Origin of the sequence: Burkholderia sp. RF2-non_BP3, assembly GCF_001522185.1 — a bacterium.
Lineage (GTDB): Bacteria > Pseudomonadota > Gammaproteobacteria > Burkholderiales > Burkholderiaceae > Burkholderia > Burkholderia diffusa.
Genome location: NZ_LOSU01000058.1, coordinates 13,592 through 30,316, shown reverse-complemented (window position 1 = coordinate 30,316; position 16,725 = coordinate 13,592). Strand labels below are relative to the sequence as shown.

12 protein-coding genes and 1 pseudogene are annotated in these 16,725 nt (G+C 56.8%); 6 read left to right on the top strand and 7 right to left on the bottom strand.

The genetic code is table 11. The features are described 5' to 3' along the window. The first annotated feature begins 568 nt into the window (after positions 1 to 568). The 5 genes from WS45_RS34190 to WS45_RS36280 all read left to right on the top strand — a co-directional run bounded on the left by WS45_RS34190 (position 569) and on the right by WS45_RS36280 (position 5,505). Positions 569 to 1,114 (top strand): fimbrial protein, encoded by a 546-nt coding sequence (locus WS45_RS34190; protein ID WP_175981728.1) that lies wholly within the window; start codon positions 569 to 571, stop codon positions 1,112 to 1,114. 282 nt (positions 1,115 to 1,396) lie between these two features. Further along, positions 1,397 to 1,909 carry a fimbrial protein gene (locus WS45_RS27820; RefSeq protein WP_059530968.1) on the top strand — a complete coding sequence of 171 codons (513 nt, stop codon included), beginning with the start codon at positions 1,397 to 1,399 and terminating at the stop codon, positions 1,907 to 1,909. A gap of 61 nt (positions 1,910 to 1,970) precedes the next feature. After that, positions 1,971 to 2,702, top strand: coding sequence for a fimbrial biogenesis chaperone (locus WS45_RS27815; protein ID WP_059530965.1), 732 nt, complete (start codon positions 1,971 to 1,973; stop codon positions 2,700 to 2,702). A gap of 70 nt (positions 2,703 to 2,772) precedes the next feature. Then, positions 2,773 to 5,331, top strand: a complete 2,559-nt coding sequence (locus tag WS45_RS27810) for a fimbria/pilus outer membrane usher protein (protein WP_244139228.1) — start codon at positions 2,773 to 2,775, stop codon at positions 5,329 to 5,331. Positions 5,332 to 5,370: 39 nt separating this feature from the next. Then, positions 5,371 to 5,505: a hypothetical protein gene (locus WS45_RS36280; RefSeq protein ID WP_257127702.1), complete on the top strand. Its 135-nt coding sequence runs from the start codon at positions 5,371 to 5,373 to the stop codon at positions 5,503 to 5,505. 66 nt (positions 5,506 to 5,571) lie between these two features. On the opposite strand, the gene WS45_RS27805 is transcribed toward WS45_RS36280, so the two are convergent. The 5 genes from WS45_RS27805 to WS45_RS34185 form a co-directional block, all read right to left on the bottom strand. Then, the gene (locus WS45_RS27805) at positions 5,572 to 6,003 is read right to left on the bottom strand and encodes a hypothetical protein (protein ID WP_059530958.1); all 432 of its coding nucleotides are present in this window, start codon (positions 6,001 to 6,003) and stop codon (positions 5,572 to 5,574) included. A 1,397-nt stretch (positions 6,004 to 7,400) separates the two neighbouring features. Continuing rightward, complete coding sequence (locus tag WS45_RS27800; protein WP_059702654.1) at positions 7,401 to 7,928, bottom strand: fimbrial protein; 528 nt, start codon at positions 7,926 to 7,928, stop codon at positions 7,401 to 7,403. A gap of 2,138 nt (positions 7,929 to 10,066) precedes the next feature. Then, positions 10,067 to 10,690 (bottom strand): helix-turn-helix domain-containing protein, encoded by a 624-nt coding sequence (locus WS45_RS27795; RefSeq protein WP_156437297.1) that lies wholly within the window; start codon positions 10,688 to 10,690, stop codon positions 10,067 to 10,069. Between the two features lie 230 nt (positions 10,691 to 10,920). Beyond that, complete coding sequence (locus WS45_RS27790; RefSeq protein ID WP_059530949.1) at positions 10,921 to 12,042, bottom strand: chitinase; 1,122 nt, start codon at positions 12,040 to 12,042, stop codon at positions 10,921 to 10,923. A 114-nt stretch (positions 12,043 to 12,156) separates the two neighbouring features. Further along, entirely contained in the window at positions 12,157 to 12,606 is a 450-nt protein-coding gene (locus WS45_RS34185) for an H-NS histone family protein (protein ID WP_244139229.1), read from the bottom strand. 661 nt (positions 12,607 to 13,267) lie between these two features. Here WS45_RS34185 and WS45_RS27780 point away from each other — a divergent pair. Further along, the gene (locus tag WS45_RS27780) at positions 13,268 to 13,501 is read left to right on the top strand and encodes a hypothetical protein (protein ID WP_059596263.1); all 234 of its coding nucleotides are present in this window, start codon (positions 13,268 to 13,270) and stop codon (positions 13,499 to 13,501) included. Between the two features lie 1,111 nt (positions 13,502 to 14,612). On the opposite strand, the gene WS45_RS27775 is transcribed toward WS45_RS27780, so the two are convergent. Continuing rightward, complete coding sequence (locus WS45_RS27775) at positions 14,613 to 15,053, bottom strand: hypothetical protein (protein WP_059702652.1); 441 nt, start codon at positions 15,051 to 15,053, stop codon at positions 14,613 to 14,615. Positions 15,054 to 15,654: 601 nt separating this feature from the next. Further along, positions 15,655 to 16,485, bottom strand: a pseudogene (locus tag WS45_RS27770) (IS3 family transposase); the annotation flags it as partial. Positions 16,486 to 16,725: the final 240 nt, after the last annotated feature.

Genomic DNA, 16,725 nt, shown 5'->3' with positions numbered 1-16,725 from the left:
AATATTTTGCCGGGTAGGGTTCAGTCCCATTCGCAGTATGTGTACTTGGCTGCCGCGCAAAACAGAATGGGATTTTTCCTGTATTGGATTGAGAATTTTCCTGTCGGCGTTCGTCTGATACCCGATTTTTGAAAGCTGGGCAGTTCGGCATAATGGGTGATGTCGCTTTCATTCGTTCGGTGTCATTTATTGAGCGGGAAAGAAGGGCGTTCAAACTACGGTTCAGAGTTGCAGGGATTTCCTGGGTGAATTGGCTTGGGTGTTCCATGCGTCCCTTGGGTAGCCGATAGTGTGGGTGTGTGGCTCGTCGCCGCAAACCCCAACGCACTTGGGGCGACAAGTTTCGCCAAGACAGGGCAGGTCGGTTAGTGTTTTCCATCAAAATAGGATCTGTATCGAGCCCCGTTGTTTGATGATGGAGCCACGTAAGCAAGCCGAGATGCATGGAGTCGGTATCGGGGGAGCTGACCGGACTGGATATCCGGATCTGTTCCGGTGTGTAGCATGATAATGCTCCTTCATTGAATGGAGTCGCGTTTTTATCCCTCTATTTTTTGAGGAGTTCAGTTTGAAAATTATCCAACAGATTTTGCTGACGACTGCACTGGGATTGTGTGCAACTCATGCATTTGCCGATGGCGGGGACTCGGCGACAATCAATTTTAAGGGTTCGATCAAGGTCCCGCCTTGCACGATTAACACGGTAGCTCCAGTGGACATGGGCACGAATATTCCGATATCGGCATTCCACGGAAAGGGAACGGATGACGCGCATCAGGCTGCTTTTACGGTGTCGATGACGTGCCCGGCGGGGATCAAGGCGTTATCGTATCAATTAAACCCATCAGGTGGTTCGAGTATCTATGATGCGAATAACGGCGTTATGACATTGTCGAATGCGGACGGTGCGTCGGGAGTGGGGGTCCGGGTTTTGGATAGTGACACTAACGCCTCCATCCCGCTTGGCCAAAATGTTCCGATCAATAAGTATCAACCGAACCAAGACAATCAAGCCATCGATCTGAAGTTCGGAGCGATTTACTACCAAACTGAAGACAAAATCAAAGGCGGCGAAGCGGACGCCCAGGCGACCCTGACGTTATCGTACGAATAATTCTGAAGGATATCTTGTTCTAAAAATCTGTATATTTATCGTGACATCGTCACGTTCAGTACAAAAATAAATAGTAGTCCTATGTAGTAATTGATGCATTTAACGCACAGTTGACACGAGAGATGCAGTGTTGTGTTCGCTGTTGGGTCTTCCTGGCGGCGAGTATATCCGGGCGCATGCCTGAAAGGTCGGCCAGTTCGCAGGCCGGTGAGCTCCTTCCGGAGCAGATGTTTTTTTATTTGTGAGGTCCCTATTTTGAAATTTGCTCGACAACTTCCGCTGATGATTGCACTTGGCATGTGCGCCACGCATGCGTTTGCGGATACAACTGCAGGTGACGGCACGCTGACATTTAAAGGCTCGGTGAACGCGCAAACGTGCCAGGTCAGCGACGCTGACAAAACCAAGACCGTGACGTTGCCGACCGTCCAGGCTCAGACGTTGAATGCTGCCGGGGATACTTCCGGTCAACAATATTTCGCGATTCACGTGACGGGCTGTGATCATGGTGCCGACGCCGCCAAGAAGGTCGCCACCTCGTTCTCGAGCCAGTATTTTGATCCGAACACTGGAACGCTGACCAGTACCAGTGCTGGTGCACAAAACGTGAATGTTCAACTGCTGAACGGGGACTATTCAGTGATCAAGGTTGGCGACGGATCGTCGTCGACTCCGATTGCGATTGACGATGGTGGCAGTGCGACGATGCCGTTTTATGCGCAGTACTACGCAACCGGTGCGGCAGGAAAGGGTGATGTCAATGCCAACGCGACTTTCACGTTGACCTACCAGTAATGAGCGCAGGTGCGGAGATCCGCTGGAAACGGATCTCCGGCCTTTGAATCAGGAGATCACCATGAAAAAACGAGTATTGAGTCTGGCTGGCATGCTGGCGTGCTGCCTGATGACGTCCGCGCACGCCGGTATTGTCCTGTCGGGCACGCGCGTCGTGTATCCCGAGGCAAGCAAGGAAGTCGACGTGCGCGTGACCAACGAGGGCACGCAGCCCGAACTGATTCAGGCGTGGATCGATAACGGCGATGCAAAGGCGAATCCGCAGGATATCCAGGTGCCATTTACGCTGATGCCGCCAATTTTCCGGTTGAATCCGAATAAAGGGCAGACGCTGCGACTGTCATACACGCACGAAGCCGTGGCCCAGGACCGCGAATCGGTTTACTGGCTTAACGCATTGGAAATCCCGCCGAAATCGAAAAACGCCGATGGCAGTAATGCGCTGCAACTGGCTTATCGCACTCGCATCAAGCTGTTTTTCCGGCCGAATGGGTTGAAGGGTTCGCCGGCTGACAGTCCGCAGCAAATCAAATGGTCGGTGGTGCCAGGCGCCAAGGGCGGTTTTGCGCTTCACGCCGACAACCCGACGCCGTTCTCTGTGTCGTACGACTCGATCAAGCTCCAGGCGGGCGGACAAGCGGTCGATGCCGGTCAGGGCATGGTTAAGCCGATGACGTCGATGGATTTCCCGTTAGCGAAGGTCAAGCAACGGCCGACCGGACCGATGCAGGTCGATTACTCGTGGATCAATGACTACGGTGCGACGACGCAGGGCAAGGCAACGGCACAGTAAATGAATCGCGCGCGTCGCGCGCAAGACATAGGGGAATAGGGACGTGCGGAATCACTATGGATGGGCGATCTTGCTGCTGGGGTTGACGGCGACCGCGCACGCGGAGACGTCTCAGCCGGCAACAGCAGATCAGGATGCGCAAAACGTGCAGTTCGATCCGAGCTTTCTGTCGGGTCAGGCGGTCGATGTGACGCGTTTTGAGCACGACAACCCGGTGATGCCGGGCACCTACATGGTGGATTTGTACGTCAACGGCGAATTGATCGGCCATCGAGCGGTGGATTTTACGGCGCATGGCAAGGGAAGTGCGCAGCCGTGCGTGACACGCGAGCTGCTCGAGGCGGCCGGTGTCGATATGAGCCAGTGGTCGTCCGCCAAGGGCGACGCGCAGCAGTGCGTGAACCTGGCGGAGCGGATTCCTGGCGCGTCCCTTCACTATGATGCGTCCGACCAGCATCTGGAACTGAGCATTCCGCAGATTGCGCTGCGCCACACCGACCGCGGATGGATTCCGCCGTCTCGTTGGGACTCGGGGATTACGGCCGGCATCCTGAAGTACGACTTCAACGCCTATCGCTCGATGGGCAACGGCGCGCCGAACGACAGCATGTATCTGGGTCTGATGGCGGGCGTCAACGTCGGCGCGTGGCGGTTCCGTGAACGTTCAACGCTGAACTACGACGAACATGGCGGGATGCAGTGGCAACAACTGGATGCGTATGCACAGCGCGACCTGACCAAGTGGAAGTCGACGCTGACGCTGGGCGACAGTTCGACGACCGGCGACACGTTCGACAGTTTTGCGTTGCGCGGGATCCAACTTGGCAGTGACGAGCGAATGCTGCCGGATTCGGAACTGGGCTATGCTCCGGTCGTGCGGGGTGTTGCCCACAGCAACGCCAAGGTCGAGATCCGCCAGAATGGGTATGTGATCTATCAGACTACAGTCGCGCCGGGCCCGTTCGCGATTCGCGACCTGAACCCGACCGGCTACGGTGGCGACCTGCGGGTGACGATCACCGAGGCGGACGGTACCAAACGCACGTATTCGGTGCCCTATGCGACGGTGCCACAGCTGCTGCGTGCCGGCGCAAGCCGGTACAGCTTTGCGGCGGGTCAGTATCGCGGTTACGGCGAAGGCCCGCATTCGCATCCATACATATTCCAAGGCATCTATCGGCGGGGCCTCAACAATCTGATCACTGGCTACGGGGGCGTGCAGGCGTCAGAGGGGTATATGGCCGCCCTGCTGGGCGCGGCGCTGAACACTCCGTACGGCGCATTCGCGCTGGACGTGACAGGAGCACGTACGTCGATCCCGTACGGTCCGACGCAGACCGGGATGAGTTGGCGGCTGAGCTACGCGAAGAGCCTGCCGAAGACGGACACGAACCTGACAGTGGCCGCGTATCGCTACTCGACGGCAGGTTTTTATAGCCTGCAGGACGCGGTCAATGCCCGCAATGCCGCCAGCCTCGGGTCTTACCCGGCGCAGGATCTGTACCGTTCGCGCAGCCGGGTGCAACTGAACATCAACCAGCCGATCGGAACGGGATCGCTCTACGCGATGGGCAGCCTCACCGACTACTGGAATCGTCCGGGCAATGACCTGCAGATGCAGATCGGCTACTCGGGCACGACGCACTGGGGTGGCTACAGTCTGTCGCTGCAGCGCGTGCGGGATGCATTCGGCAACGTGAACAACCAGATCTACGCGAGTGTGTCGATTCCGCTGGGCGGCCACCGCATGGATAGCCATCCGTTGTTCTCGGATCTGGATATGTCTGTGTCGCAAGGCAAGAAGAGCACGACGTTCAATACGAGTGCGAGCGGCACGGCAGGTCACAATAACGAGTGGAGTTACGGTCTGAACGCGGGCTACTCGGCGGGTGACCAGCAGTCGAAGTCGGTGGGCGCGTACGGTACGTACAACGGTGCCAAGGGTACCGTCAACGCATCGGCGTCGGCAAGCGACGGCAACAGCCAGCTGTCCTTCGGTATGTCAGGCTCGGCCGTGGTACACAAGGGCGGCATCACCTTCGGGCAGGCCGTGGGCGCCGACGACGCGATCGGCCTGGTCAGGGCCGACGGCGCCAAGGGCGCGGAGGTCACGAATACGCCGGGTGTGACGGTCGATGGCTCGGGCTATGCAATCGTGCCATTCCTGACGCCGTACCGGGAGAACACGCTGGTGCTGGATCCGAGCCAGATGTCGGACAACGCCGAACTGGAAGAAACCAGTGAGGACGTGGTGCCACGTGCCGGGGCAGTGGTGGAGGCGAAGTTCGCGACTAAGATAGGGGCACCGGTGGTGATGCGCGTGAAGCGCGCCAACGGCGAGCCGGTGCCGATGGGTGCGGATGTGCTGGATGTGAAGGGCAACAAGGTGGGGGTGGTCGGCCAGGGCGGCACGGTGTATGTGCGTGGCGTGTCGCCGAAGGACCCGCTGACCGTGCGTTGGTCGAACAAACCGGGTGATCAGTGCCGCTTTGGTTTCACCACCGACGGCAAGGGGCATGGTACGGCGCAGGTGTGTGCAATGCCTGCGATGCAGGCCGATCACACGCCCGTGCCGGGGGGGGCGCAGCCTGCATCCACGACCTCGGTTGCCAGCACCAGCGGTTCGTAACGCGATGCTGGCCGACAGGGAAATCGGAAGGGGAAATCGATGAATGACATGCCGCTGATTTGGCACGGGGCGTTCTGGTTGTTGATCGACGCAGCGCCCACGTGGGTGGCCAAGGTGGCGGTATTCGCGATCTGGATGGGCCTCGCGCTGATTCGCGGGCCCAATCCAGCCTGATTCGATTGCTCAGGTTTGTGGCGTTTTGCCGAGATCTGCCACGCTTGTCCGGATGACGGGCGGGATTTAGCTCCGCTGTGGTTTGCCCACTAACTCCTTCATCACCCAGTAAGCCTGGGAGTTGGCGTTGCGTTGAAGCTTGACAAATCCGACACCTGGCCGCTCGTCCACCAGACGAACCCGCTCGCCCGCGGAGAATGCGACGCAGTGACCGGAATTTGCGGTCGCACGCGCATCGCCCAGAGTCATATCGGAATGTTGCGGATTGCTGGATGTGACAAGACGCTGCAGCGCTTGTTGCGTGGTGCAGCCGATCGGAAACACGTCGCCCTGGATCGTGTATAGCTTGGGTGGTGAATCCGCGGACCGTTTGTCCGGTATCACGGCGGCAATGGTAAGTGCACCTACAATTGCAACCAGCGATGGGATAGTTCGCATCACGCTCAAGTGATTAGTCCAATCGCGGCTGCGCAACTTCGGCTGATTATCGGTCTCCATAATATTCCTTGATTATATAAACGATGATGAGCCCAATTGGGATTGAGGGTGTCAGGGTAAACGCGAGACTACTTTGCGATATGATTGGTCGAAAAATGAGATTGGGCGCCGAATCGAGCGCTGTACCTTGCAAGCAAGCCTTCCCCGTCGATCAATGTTATAAATTTGTAATGCGCGCAAAAATCAGCCGTTTCGGATTGGCGGGTGGAAAAGTCTGATTCCATGTCGTCACCGGCATCGGCTTTGCCTGAAAAATGCTCGCTGCCGCCGATCGAGGTGGTCTGAATCGGTATTGGCGGAGCTGATACGGATGCCGGGCAGGTCAGGCGAAGCCGTTGAATTTCGCTTGATGGGCTGGGGTCGCTCGGTGCGGTCCGAATGTGACCAGTAGGTGGCACTCAGGAGGGAAAGGTTCGCATGATTTAGATGCTGGTTGAGCGATCTGTTGCCGCGTGTCGACGGGACAAAAAAATGCCGCCCCAACGGGGCGGCCAATAGCCTTGAGAGATCTAGAGGGCGTCTAGAGTAGTGAGCATGCAGTGCCCACATACAAAGTATGTTCGTCTATCGAGTTGGGTGCTATCGGATGTTTCTGAAATTGGCGAGGCAATGGCTGAATTTGCAGTGTCCGGGGGCAAGCTGGACGTTTGCCTAAAGGGAGCGGCCGCGCGACGCTAAGTCAGCGCTTGGGTTATATCGCCTTGGGCACCTCCCGAATCTGCTTCATGAGAGGTAACGCCTTAGGCACCCTGGGCCCGAAGGCGAATCCCGGAAACGTCCGCATGCAAAGCTCTGCCGCTGCCGTCATGTTGCCCGCGCCCGGCGCCCTTATGTTTGTCCTGACAAGTTTCATTCACCACTGTCAGGTTAGACAGGCGGCTTACCTCCCGAATATGTTGCACGTGTTCAGCGCATAAAAAATGCCGCCCGTCGGGGGCGGCAAATAAATTTACTCTCTCGGGCCAAGTCGTGACAAGAGAGGGTGGAACTCGCCACGGCCAATTCTATTAAAGGGGGTGAATATGCGGAAAGAAATCGGATAGTGCTTGTTTTCCGCAAAAAAATAGCCTGTTTTGGCGAGGCGAGCGTGGGGTGTGCGTGTGCGACGATCGCTTGTGGCTGTGGTCGCGATGAGGCCAGCAAGTCACATAGGGTTAAGGTTCGGTCCTCGAAGGAAAGGTGGTCGGTGGACGCGCCGACGATAGGCGTGTGAGCCTATTTTGCAAGCGAACGCACCAATCAGATGGTTAACCGACGACGGGGGCTAGTTATCTCTTTCGTGCGAGGCACAATGACTAAACGCGCGGCATTGACATTGCTGGTTTGGGAATGACCATCGGGCGCGGATAGGGTATTGGAACTGGCAAACAGAGCAAGCGTACCTTCCGCGCCCGGCGTCACTGATAGTTCAACGTGAAGGTGGCGTCGCTCTTGACCGTGCCTGATTCTGCCGCGCCGCCGGTCGCCACGTATTGGGCAATATACGTGAGCCTTGCGTTCCCGTCCTGATTGATCGGGAACGCATGGGCGGCGGCTGGATCTCCCACGTGAATCGGCGAATGATCGAGGTTGCGCAACCCGATCTCGATATTCTTGGCATCTCCATCGCCATGATCGACGATGAGATTCCCCGTCTGAGGATCCATGTGGGTATCGCTCGCAAATGCTGCGCGCACACTATTGCTGGCTTGAGGATCGCAGCCCGTCAACTGAATATCGAAACGCGTGTCGCCTGCTGTCGCGCCATCAGCTTTCAGGGTGGCCGCTTGAACTGCTGGTAATACGACTTGCACATTGCTAACGGTCACTTGGCAGGTTTCACTATTGATCGTGCCTGTAAACGTGATTGTGCCATCGGCCGCGAAAACATGCGTTGCGCTCAAGGCAAGGCGGATGATGAAGGGGATACGTCGGTAGTATTTCATGATTGAAGGCCTCGTGAGATGGGCGAGCGGCCGCACATGCTGGCTCGAGTGGGGAAGTTATACGGGTGAATATGTGCAGGGGCGAATGCCCGTACATGAAATCATGGAGGTGATTTGAATCGTCGTCGTAGGTGAATATTCTAAAATATAAGAAATTCTCAATATTTGAGTGATTGGCGATGTGCTGTTCCAAAGTGAGGTTGGAATTCTTTTTCAAAAAAATGACCGCACGGTCGCCGAGTATTTTCGTTGTGACCCCCGCGGGGTGAGTGGCCATACTTCGAGGGCATGAGTGATGCTAGGGTGGAGGCGAGTTGGTTATAAACTGGCAGGGCGTTAAGTTTCATTCATATTTTGATCATGGGAGTTGATTCGGGTTTTCTGAAAGCGACTGGTGCCGAGTGGGTGCATCATAATGCAGGCGATCAAAAATTGGAATAGTGGAATTGCTCGATGACGACGCATCTATTAATTTGGTTTTCTTTGATGGGGTGTTTTTTTGAAAATTGGTTGATTTGTGTTGGTCGTTGACAGATTTTCGTTGGTTGTAAAAATGAGTTGTGTGTAGACGGTGTTGTGAATGTCTTCGGCAAAGTGATCTGCGTGATGACTTTGCCATTGACAGTGCTGCTACATTAATTTGCCCGTGACCGGGGAAAGTGAATAGCCGCGCATTCTGGGTTGTTGCGTCGTTGCTTTGGGATCATGCGCATGGAGAATCATACGGGTAGTGAGGACATGGGAGGCGCCGACGAGTCGCACAAGATGCGTGGGTCGCCGTGCCGAGCTTGTTGACGATGACAAGATATCGACGCACATTGTCGAACCAGTCAGGCAAGCAGGCTCGGGATGGCGAGCGTGCCGGGAGTTTTGGGGGCAGGCGAAACCGTGTATGTCGAGCCGCGCGCCGGTAGGCGGCTCGGCAGTGGCGTGGATGGGGTGCGGTAATAGCGGTTAGCGCTGCGGCAGGCGGTGCGATTTCTCACTGGCCTGCCCGCAGCCTTCGGAACGCTACATGTGTATCAGCAGTTCGACCGCTCGCGCCGAGCGCGGGTATCCGCACATCACTGCATGCTGTCATTCACATTTTAGAATGCCTTTTTGACGAATTCCCAAGCCGCCTCGATAAAATTCCGAAGCGCCATCCTTCGACGGGAGGTTTGATATGCGGCGACATTGAATTGCCATTCATCGTTGTCGGCGCTGCTTCGACGACAGTAGGACGGTCATCACCTGAGTGCGTTGTCATGTCCGTCGACCACCTTGTTCATATCCCAAGTGATCCAAAAAATCACCGGCAACTGGAGCGGCCTTCTGGTTGGGAATTGGTTGGAGATCGCGCGATATACGTGCTGCATTTTGTACGGGCACCCACGTGGCTTCAGTTTCTGACGCACGGACTCGAACCGTCCGTGATCATGCGGAAGCTTGAGATGGATTGCGACACATAGCTCCTAAAGTATTTTGTATTTAAAGCGGTGGCGATTAAAGCATCGAGGGGCGGATTTTCTTTTTGTAAAGTGGATTAATGAGAATTTAAGATAAAAATCTCGGATGCTTGATGGTGCCGTGCTTTCAAAATTTGTTCATGGGTGGGGCACGCTCTACTTCGGAGTGTGGCTTAATCCGCTCGCCCGGATAGTGCTGCCGTCTAGCGTTCTTGTGCTTGTCCGATTTCACAGAAGTGCGGCAGTGATTTTCGCCCACGCACGCATCGGAAGGTCCGCGGTGCGGGATGCAGCGACGGATAATGTTTGTACAATGAGCGCCGACTTCACTCAGTGGGTCGCGCTGAAGCGCTCGGTTATCGGGTGTGTGCTGAGGCTGCGGTCGACCATTCGATACCTCGGTGGAAATCGGCGGACATGTCGAGACGAGCTTGCAAGCATCATAATCGCATGCGTGCCGTATGAGAGCTGATCGTATCGGAATTGTCATCAAGCGCGGTAATATGGGTTGCACGGCCTGCCCGTCGGCCACATCGACGAATTTCATTCCGACAAGTGCATGGCTGGATCTAATGGTGGGGCGCCGTATCCGTTGGTAGACGTGTGTTACCTTCGGATCGCGGCGCCGGCACGCTGCGTGAGCGCGACCAAGGAGATTGCCTATCTGGTTAACTGTTGCAGTCCAATGCCTTACGCGACCTCCTTGGGATCCTGAGGGCGGCGGATGACAAATGGATCTGACGTGTCACGACGGGGTGTTCGAGCTTGTGTTGCGATTGCCGCGGAAACGGGCTTCACGACCGGAACCTCACGGGATATCGGGATTGTGGATGCGCAGTCACCTTGTGCGTGATTTACTGGTCGCGACGAGGCTTCCCGGACAGGCTGTTGAGTTGGGGCGGAGGGGGCGTTCCCGATGGTTGACAGATGGACTGCCGGGGAAGCAGGCATTGATACAAGCCGGCGGATTTGAATCTGTTCGACGAACTGGCCGATCTCGTTGATTTCGCCCTCGGTAAAAAAGTACAGCGCGAGTTCGACAACAAGCATCCGCTGACACGTGGGCAACCCATCGAGTGGCAAGGATGGGTTTGAAATCGCGGCGAGTTTCGGCAGATTGAGGTCGTACAGCCCTTGCTTTGCAAAGAAGCGCTCAATTCTCTGGAGCCAATTGGTAGTGATGACCTTGGCGCCGTTCTCCATGGCGCTCAGGTAAGAGGGCGAGGTACCCAGTTGGGCAGCCATGGACATTTGCGTATGCCCGGTGTCGAATCTGGCGCGTCGGATGGCTTTGCCAAATGCGGTGAGCGGCATAATGATCTCCAGTTGAGTGAGCAGGGGTCTGTCGGGTGTGAATATGTCGGCCGGATGGTCATCGCTCCGGTATATGAGATGCATAACAGGTCATCAAGTCGTATGTCACGATGGAGTAAGTGCGGTGAGTGAATATCACTTCGGCCACGTGATCGCGAGTCGGGCATCCATCCGACCAAGTTCGTCGTTGAGCTTTCATCGGATTGGATCGGTTTGCGCGAGATGGGTGATTAGGGTGACTGCGGTATCGCACCGATTGAAAGACCACGCGTTGAAGTGTCAGTGGGCGCAGAGCCTCGATAACCGGGATCACGGACAACCCCGTTTCCCCAATGGCCATTAATGGCGGTGAAAATCGATGCGAACGCATAGGGTTCCTGGACGATACCCGAGCAGGTTGGGGAAGTGTATGTCGCGTGATCTGGACATGAGCGATCTCGACTCACCGACCAGCTGGAGGCGAAACCGTAGTGATTGTCCATGGCCACTTTTTGAAGGTGTTGAGCATTATCGATCGTGAAAAATTCGGCAACTGCGTCGTTTCTGCCGATCATAGGGGTCACGCCGACGAGTTGCCACAGCTCGGGATCGGTTTTGGCTTGGCCGGCAGACCGGTAAGCGGTATAGAGTTCGGCATACAGGGCCTGGGCGGCGCTGATCGTTGCCGTGCCCATGTCGAGGTGCGGCCAAACATGGTCCATCGCCATGGCATTGATGGTGTCCAGTGTGGTGTGATTTGCGATGGCCATATTCAGTGCCTTCAGCCCGGCGGGCGTCAGTCCGGTCGGCATCGCGGGCAGCGTAATCGAGACATGTAGCCATTCACCCCGCGCCGCGTAGTCAGCTTCTAGTTGGGCGGTGGCCTGGAAATTGCGCTCAAGTGCTGGCGCATCCGTCAGCGCAGGGCCTTCGATGTCAAAATCGAGATGGGTCAGGTGATAGGTATCAATTACGGTCTGGTAGGCCGCTTTCAATGCTGAGACCGTCGTGCACGTCTGCATCAAGGAAACTCCTCCTGCGCCGCCGAACGAGATCGCAATTTCGCCGCCATGGGCCCGATAATTTGCGATGGATTGGGTCAGAATGGTCAGGAGATCGCTGGTTGCGCCATTGCCGATCGGTTGTACGCCGCCCCAAGATGGCGTACAACGACCGTTTGAGACAACAAAGGCGAGGGTGAACTGCTGGATGCCTTGGGTCATGCCGATCCGGTCGATTTGCGGTGTTGGGTAGAGCGAGACATCGACGTAGGGGGCATAGATGCCGTTTGCGTGAGCGGCTTGCAAGGTGAGCAATAGGATGCTTGCGGCAAATGCGCGGCCCATAACCGAGAATCGGTTGTCAGGTTTCATGTGCTCCTCCGTGGATGCGAACGGCGCGTTTGCGGTTGCGGGGCGACAGATTGGATCGCGGCGTACGGAACGTATCGCTCGCCAAGTTGCAGGAGAGGTGTGTCGCCTTGTTGTTCACTTGCCGGATGCTGCAGCAAAATGCTGACTTAACCCGATCAGGAATTCTTGCCGATTGCGCCCGCGAATCCAACGAGGCTCAAGTCCGCGCCCCGTCCAAGTGGCACCGGTCAGCGGGTCGCGATATTTCGGTTCGATCTTGCGGGGATTCAACCGGTGGCGCAGAGCGTGTAGTTGGCCCGGATCATAGATTTCCGTGACGCACAGGCTGTACTGTTCGATTTTGGCGCGCACGTCATTCAGTGCGATATCTCGTTCTTGCTGCCGCACGCGTTCTACTTCTTGCGCAAGGGCTTCGGCTTGAGCTCGGAGTTGTTCGTAGTCGTTCATCGCTTGAGTGATTTCTGGCATGTTGATCGGCGCGCGGCCCCGTCTGTTGGTCAGTCCGGACAGGCCGCGAAAATCATATTGAGGATTATGAAAACTCCGTCGAATCGATACTTTCAAAAAATGCTCGCGAGATACATCTTTTTGTCAGAGCGATAGGTCAAGGCATGCGTTCTCGTGGTGGGTACGCGTGAGTATTTTGGTCCGCGGCATCGTACGATGGGTTAATCGCAGATGTAGCAATTCGCACCTGGCAAGCAGCGCATTGGGCAAAACCCGGGTGATACGGAGGACTCAAAAGGAGGGAATTGGGGCGAGCGATTGTTTGGGTATGATGTATTTCTAGAAGGGCACTTCGTCAAGTATGCGACGTGCGGGTGGCCTTCGGTTCGTCGGCAATCGCGAGCCAGTCGGACATTGATTTCACGGTAACGCTCGCATCGCTCGAACGCTGCTGGGGGGGGTAACGAATGGCATCTCAGGTTCAAGGATATTTCTGCCCCGTGCGTCTGAGTGATCTGGCTATTCGAGTTGGTGTGTCTGTCGGCCACACTGCTCGAGACGCCGGTCGTTGTGAGGCGACAGCTGAGTCGGTGATTGCCGATGTGATTAAAAATTGGCAGCGCGACAAGCGCAGCCGGGAAAGAGGGAAATCTCTCAAAGAAGAGGGATCACGTTGGTCACACCCGGTGTTTCGCGCGCTTCACCGCCCACCTTCAACTTCGAAACTGCCGCACAGTTGGCCCGTGCGGTAGACGAGAGCGTAACCGGAGTGGATCGGATGCGCGCAGACATCGTCGAAATTGCATGCGCGTCCGAAGCGCCGCAAGCGCAGCGCCCCGAAACCCCGTGGCTTTCCGTTGAGGATATGAATCACGTCAAGATGCGGGTGGCAGACGATCTTACCCGGATCGCGACTTTGATTGATGAGAGTGAGAGGCCTGTCGACGAAAAGCGCGCACTTGTGTTTTCAGCGGCAGACAATTTGCGCAATGCAACGACGGAGAATTCATAACTTGAGCTCGCGATGTTGATAGAGAGGGCACGCGTGATGCGTGGGGCCGTTTGGGACGCGGTTGCCGAGAACCATCGCATTCCGGCGGATCCGCTATCTGTGGAGGCCGCGCCGCACGCCAGGTTTGTTGCTCGCTTACCTCGATTTCACTTGGGATAAGCTGTCGTTGAAGACCAAAGCAGCATTGCGGTACAGCGTGTGATAAACGGCGAGTTGTGTGATACGGTCACTCAAGAATTCGATGTTCACGATCCAAACGCGCGCGCAATGGGCGCAAACTGGGCCATTCGGCCTCAGTAGTACGATCGGAATTTCACTTTCAACTTTACGCCTCGTTGCTTTTTTCGTTTGCGGCGCGCGTCCGACGTGACGATCCAGGTGTGCACAGGTATTGGCCTGTCGCCGCATTCGCTGACAACTTCGAGATCGATGAGCCGTCACTGCCGACGTGTTTCTGGATTTTATCTGTCGCTCGAGGCTCGCTGCGGATAAGCCCTCATTTAAAGACAAACGGATCCGGGATTTCGTAATGGCCCGGAAGGAGGACTTGAAGCTCTTCTATCTGTCACCATGATCGCTGTTCTGAACACTGTGAACGGGTCGAGGCGTAAGTAAAGCTTATCTTCCAAACACCTGCTAGAGACCAAGGACGAGATGATGTGGCTGGCCTTTCCGCATGCTGCGCCGTATTCGGGGATTGGTGGAGTCAGTGAGGAAGTCAAAGCTTTTTCCGTCCGAACGCTGAAATGCCATTTTGTGACCTTTTTCAGGAAAGTGACGGTGTGCGCAATTTTGCCGTTTACAAGGCGGAATTTCGGGAAGAGAGAGGGCCATTGGCAGAGATTGCCCACCAATGGGAAACGGAGAGCAGTCATTCCGAGCCGAGATCGAGAGTCCGTGACCGGGGGTAGTAGCGCCGCCCGATGTTCCGGGCGGCAGATCCCCCAACGTAGTTACGACTCGCAGGCCGGAAAAGGAGCGACCCGCAGGCGTATGATGTGCGGCGAGCCGGGTGTCGAACATCGGAAATTCGAGTATTCGGCGTCGGAATTGGCTGATTTGGTGCGTAGCCTGAGGCAGAACAGGCGCCTTGGGGCCCTACCCACATCGTTCATGCGACCGGGATTGAAATCGGCGGCGCCGGGCTTGGGGCGCCATGGTCGATCGGCAGCGCATCGAATAGGCGATAGACGGCCTGGATGCCGGCGATCAGCGGACTCCAATTCCCGGCCGCTGTGTCAATGGCGAGATCGGTAGTCAGGCAGAAGACGAGGACGATGGGCACGAACCATTGGGGCACGCGCGCTTTCAGAGCGTGCAGGTCATCCGAAGGACGATGTCCGGCATCAGCTGGCGGTGTATCGGCCGAGCCGCGAAGCATTAAGCCTGCCATGAAGGCGATCAATGCGAGGCTGCCGATCGCGAGGGAGGGTCTCCATGACAAGACCGTGTGCACCAGGAAGGCCGCCAATCCGCCACCGAGCACGCCATGCAAAGCGGCGCACAGTTGGGCACGAGAGATCTTTGGGCAGACATCGCCAGCATGCCGCATGATTTCCTCGAGTCAATAACGCCAGCCATCCAGGTGTCCGATACCCTCAACGGGCTGCTTTCCCGCGTCGGCAGCCTCAGATGGAGGTATGCCATCTCCGATGCGGGCCGCCAGGCGCCGCGAAACCGGTGGTGTCGTGCCGAGACATGTATCGCCATCATGTGGGTGGGCCCTCCGTGGAGGTCATCCACGGCCTTCCGTGCGTTGCGGTCCTGGAGGTGCAAGAAGGGAGGACCCAAAAGCTGGCGAAAAAACACTGCCCGACAGGCGGGCGATCAGGAGGGCCAGAAGAGCGGGCAGTCGAGAATGGCCGCCCGCGAACGAATATTGGCAGCGGCCCGAGTTCGTTTGAATCGGAATGTCGATAAAGTTTGATCGGACTCGGCTGATTTTTGGGGGGGATTCGACGATCCGGGTAATCGCCCCCCCGAGGGTGACGATGCCACAATCGATCGTGCGGCGTGGCAACGCATGGGGCGGGTGGACTGGTTCGCCAGCGCCGATATGCGAACAACGATGCGCTCCTTGGACGATACTTCGGGATAGATGTAAGTCATGCGGTTCAGCGTGACCTTGACCTGCGGCGAAATTCTGTGATCAATCAGGCAGTGAGTCTCGCGTCGATATTATCGGAATCCAGCCAGGCTTGACGGACCGTGGCGGGAGGTTGATAGTAATGCGCGCTATGGGGCCGGCGCTCGTTGTGGAACTGCCGCTAGCGTTCGATGAGCACCTTTGCGTCGGCACGACTGCGGAACCATTCCCGGTTCAGCAATTCGTCACGCAGCTTGCCGTTGAAGCTCTCGACGAACCCGTTTTGCCACGGACTGCCAGCCGCGATGAAGGCCGGACCGATTGCAGCGTATCGCAGCCAGCGCATGACCTTGGCAGCGGTAAATTGAGCGCCGTAGCTAGACCTAACGAACGCGGGTTTGCCGTACAACCGCATCAGTCGCGACAGCGTCAAGATCACATCCTGCGACTGTAAGCCGGCGCCGACTTCGATCGCCAGGCACTCGCGGGTGTATTCATCGATCACGCAAAGCATCTTCAATGCCCGCTCATCCACCAACTGGTCGTGCACAAAGTCGTAGCTCCATACCGAATTGGGCTGTGTCGCACCGGGTTGGCGAATGTCGTTGTCACAACGACGACGGCGAGGGTGCCGTCGCGGAATGTTGAGCTGCAAGGCCTGCCACATGCGCCACACGCGCGATTTGCCCATCGCCAGCCAGGTCGACATTCGCCCGTAACCGAAGTGCGGCACTTCCTACGAGGCCGACATCAGCTGCTCGCCCAGGCTCCGCCCCCTCTTTGGTTGCTTGAGCGTATAGGTGGCCGCCCGGCGCCCCAGCCGCAGTTAGCAACATGCCTTACGTTGCGAGGGACCCCGCCGAGTCAGAACTTCTAGCGCTTCGCGCTGGCCCGTTGGGTGCCGCGTACAAACGGTCGGTAGCACGTGAGCGAAGTCTCAATTGAGCGTTCTCGGCAAGCGAGATGCAACGTGGCGCGCGACAATTCAGGTTCCGTAACGGAGCATGAGGTTGGATAAGGGAGCGCTATGCCAGCAGTAGCCCGTGAAAGCAGCGGTCGTATCGGGATACTTCAGATCATAAAGCCGCCAAAGTCTTCCACGTCCGCGTCGCGAAGAATACGCTCCCAATTGTCACGA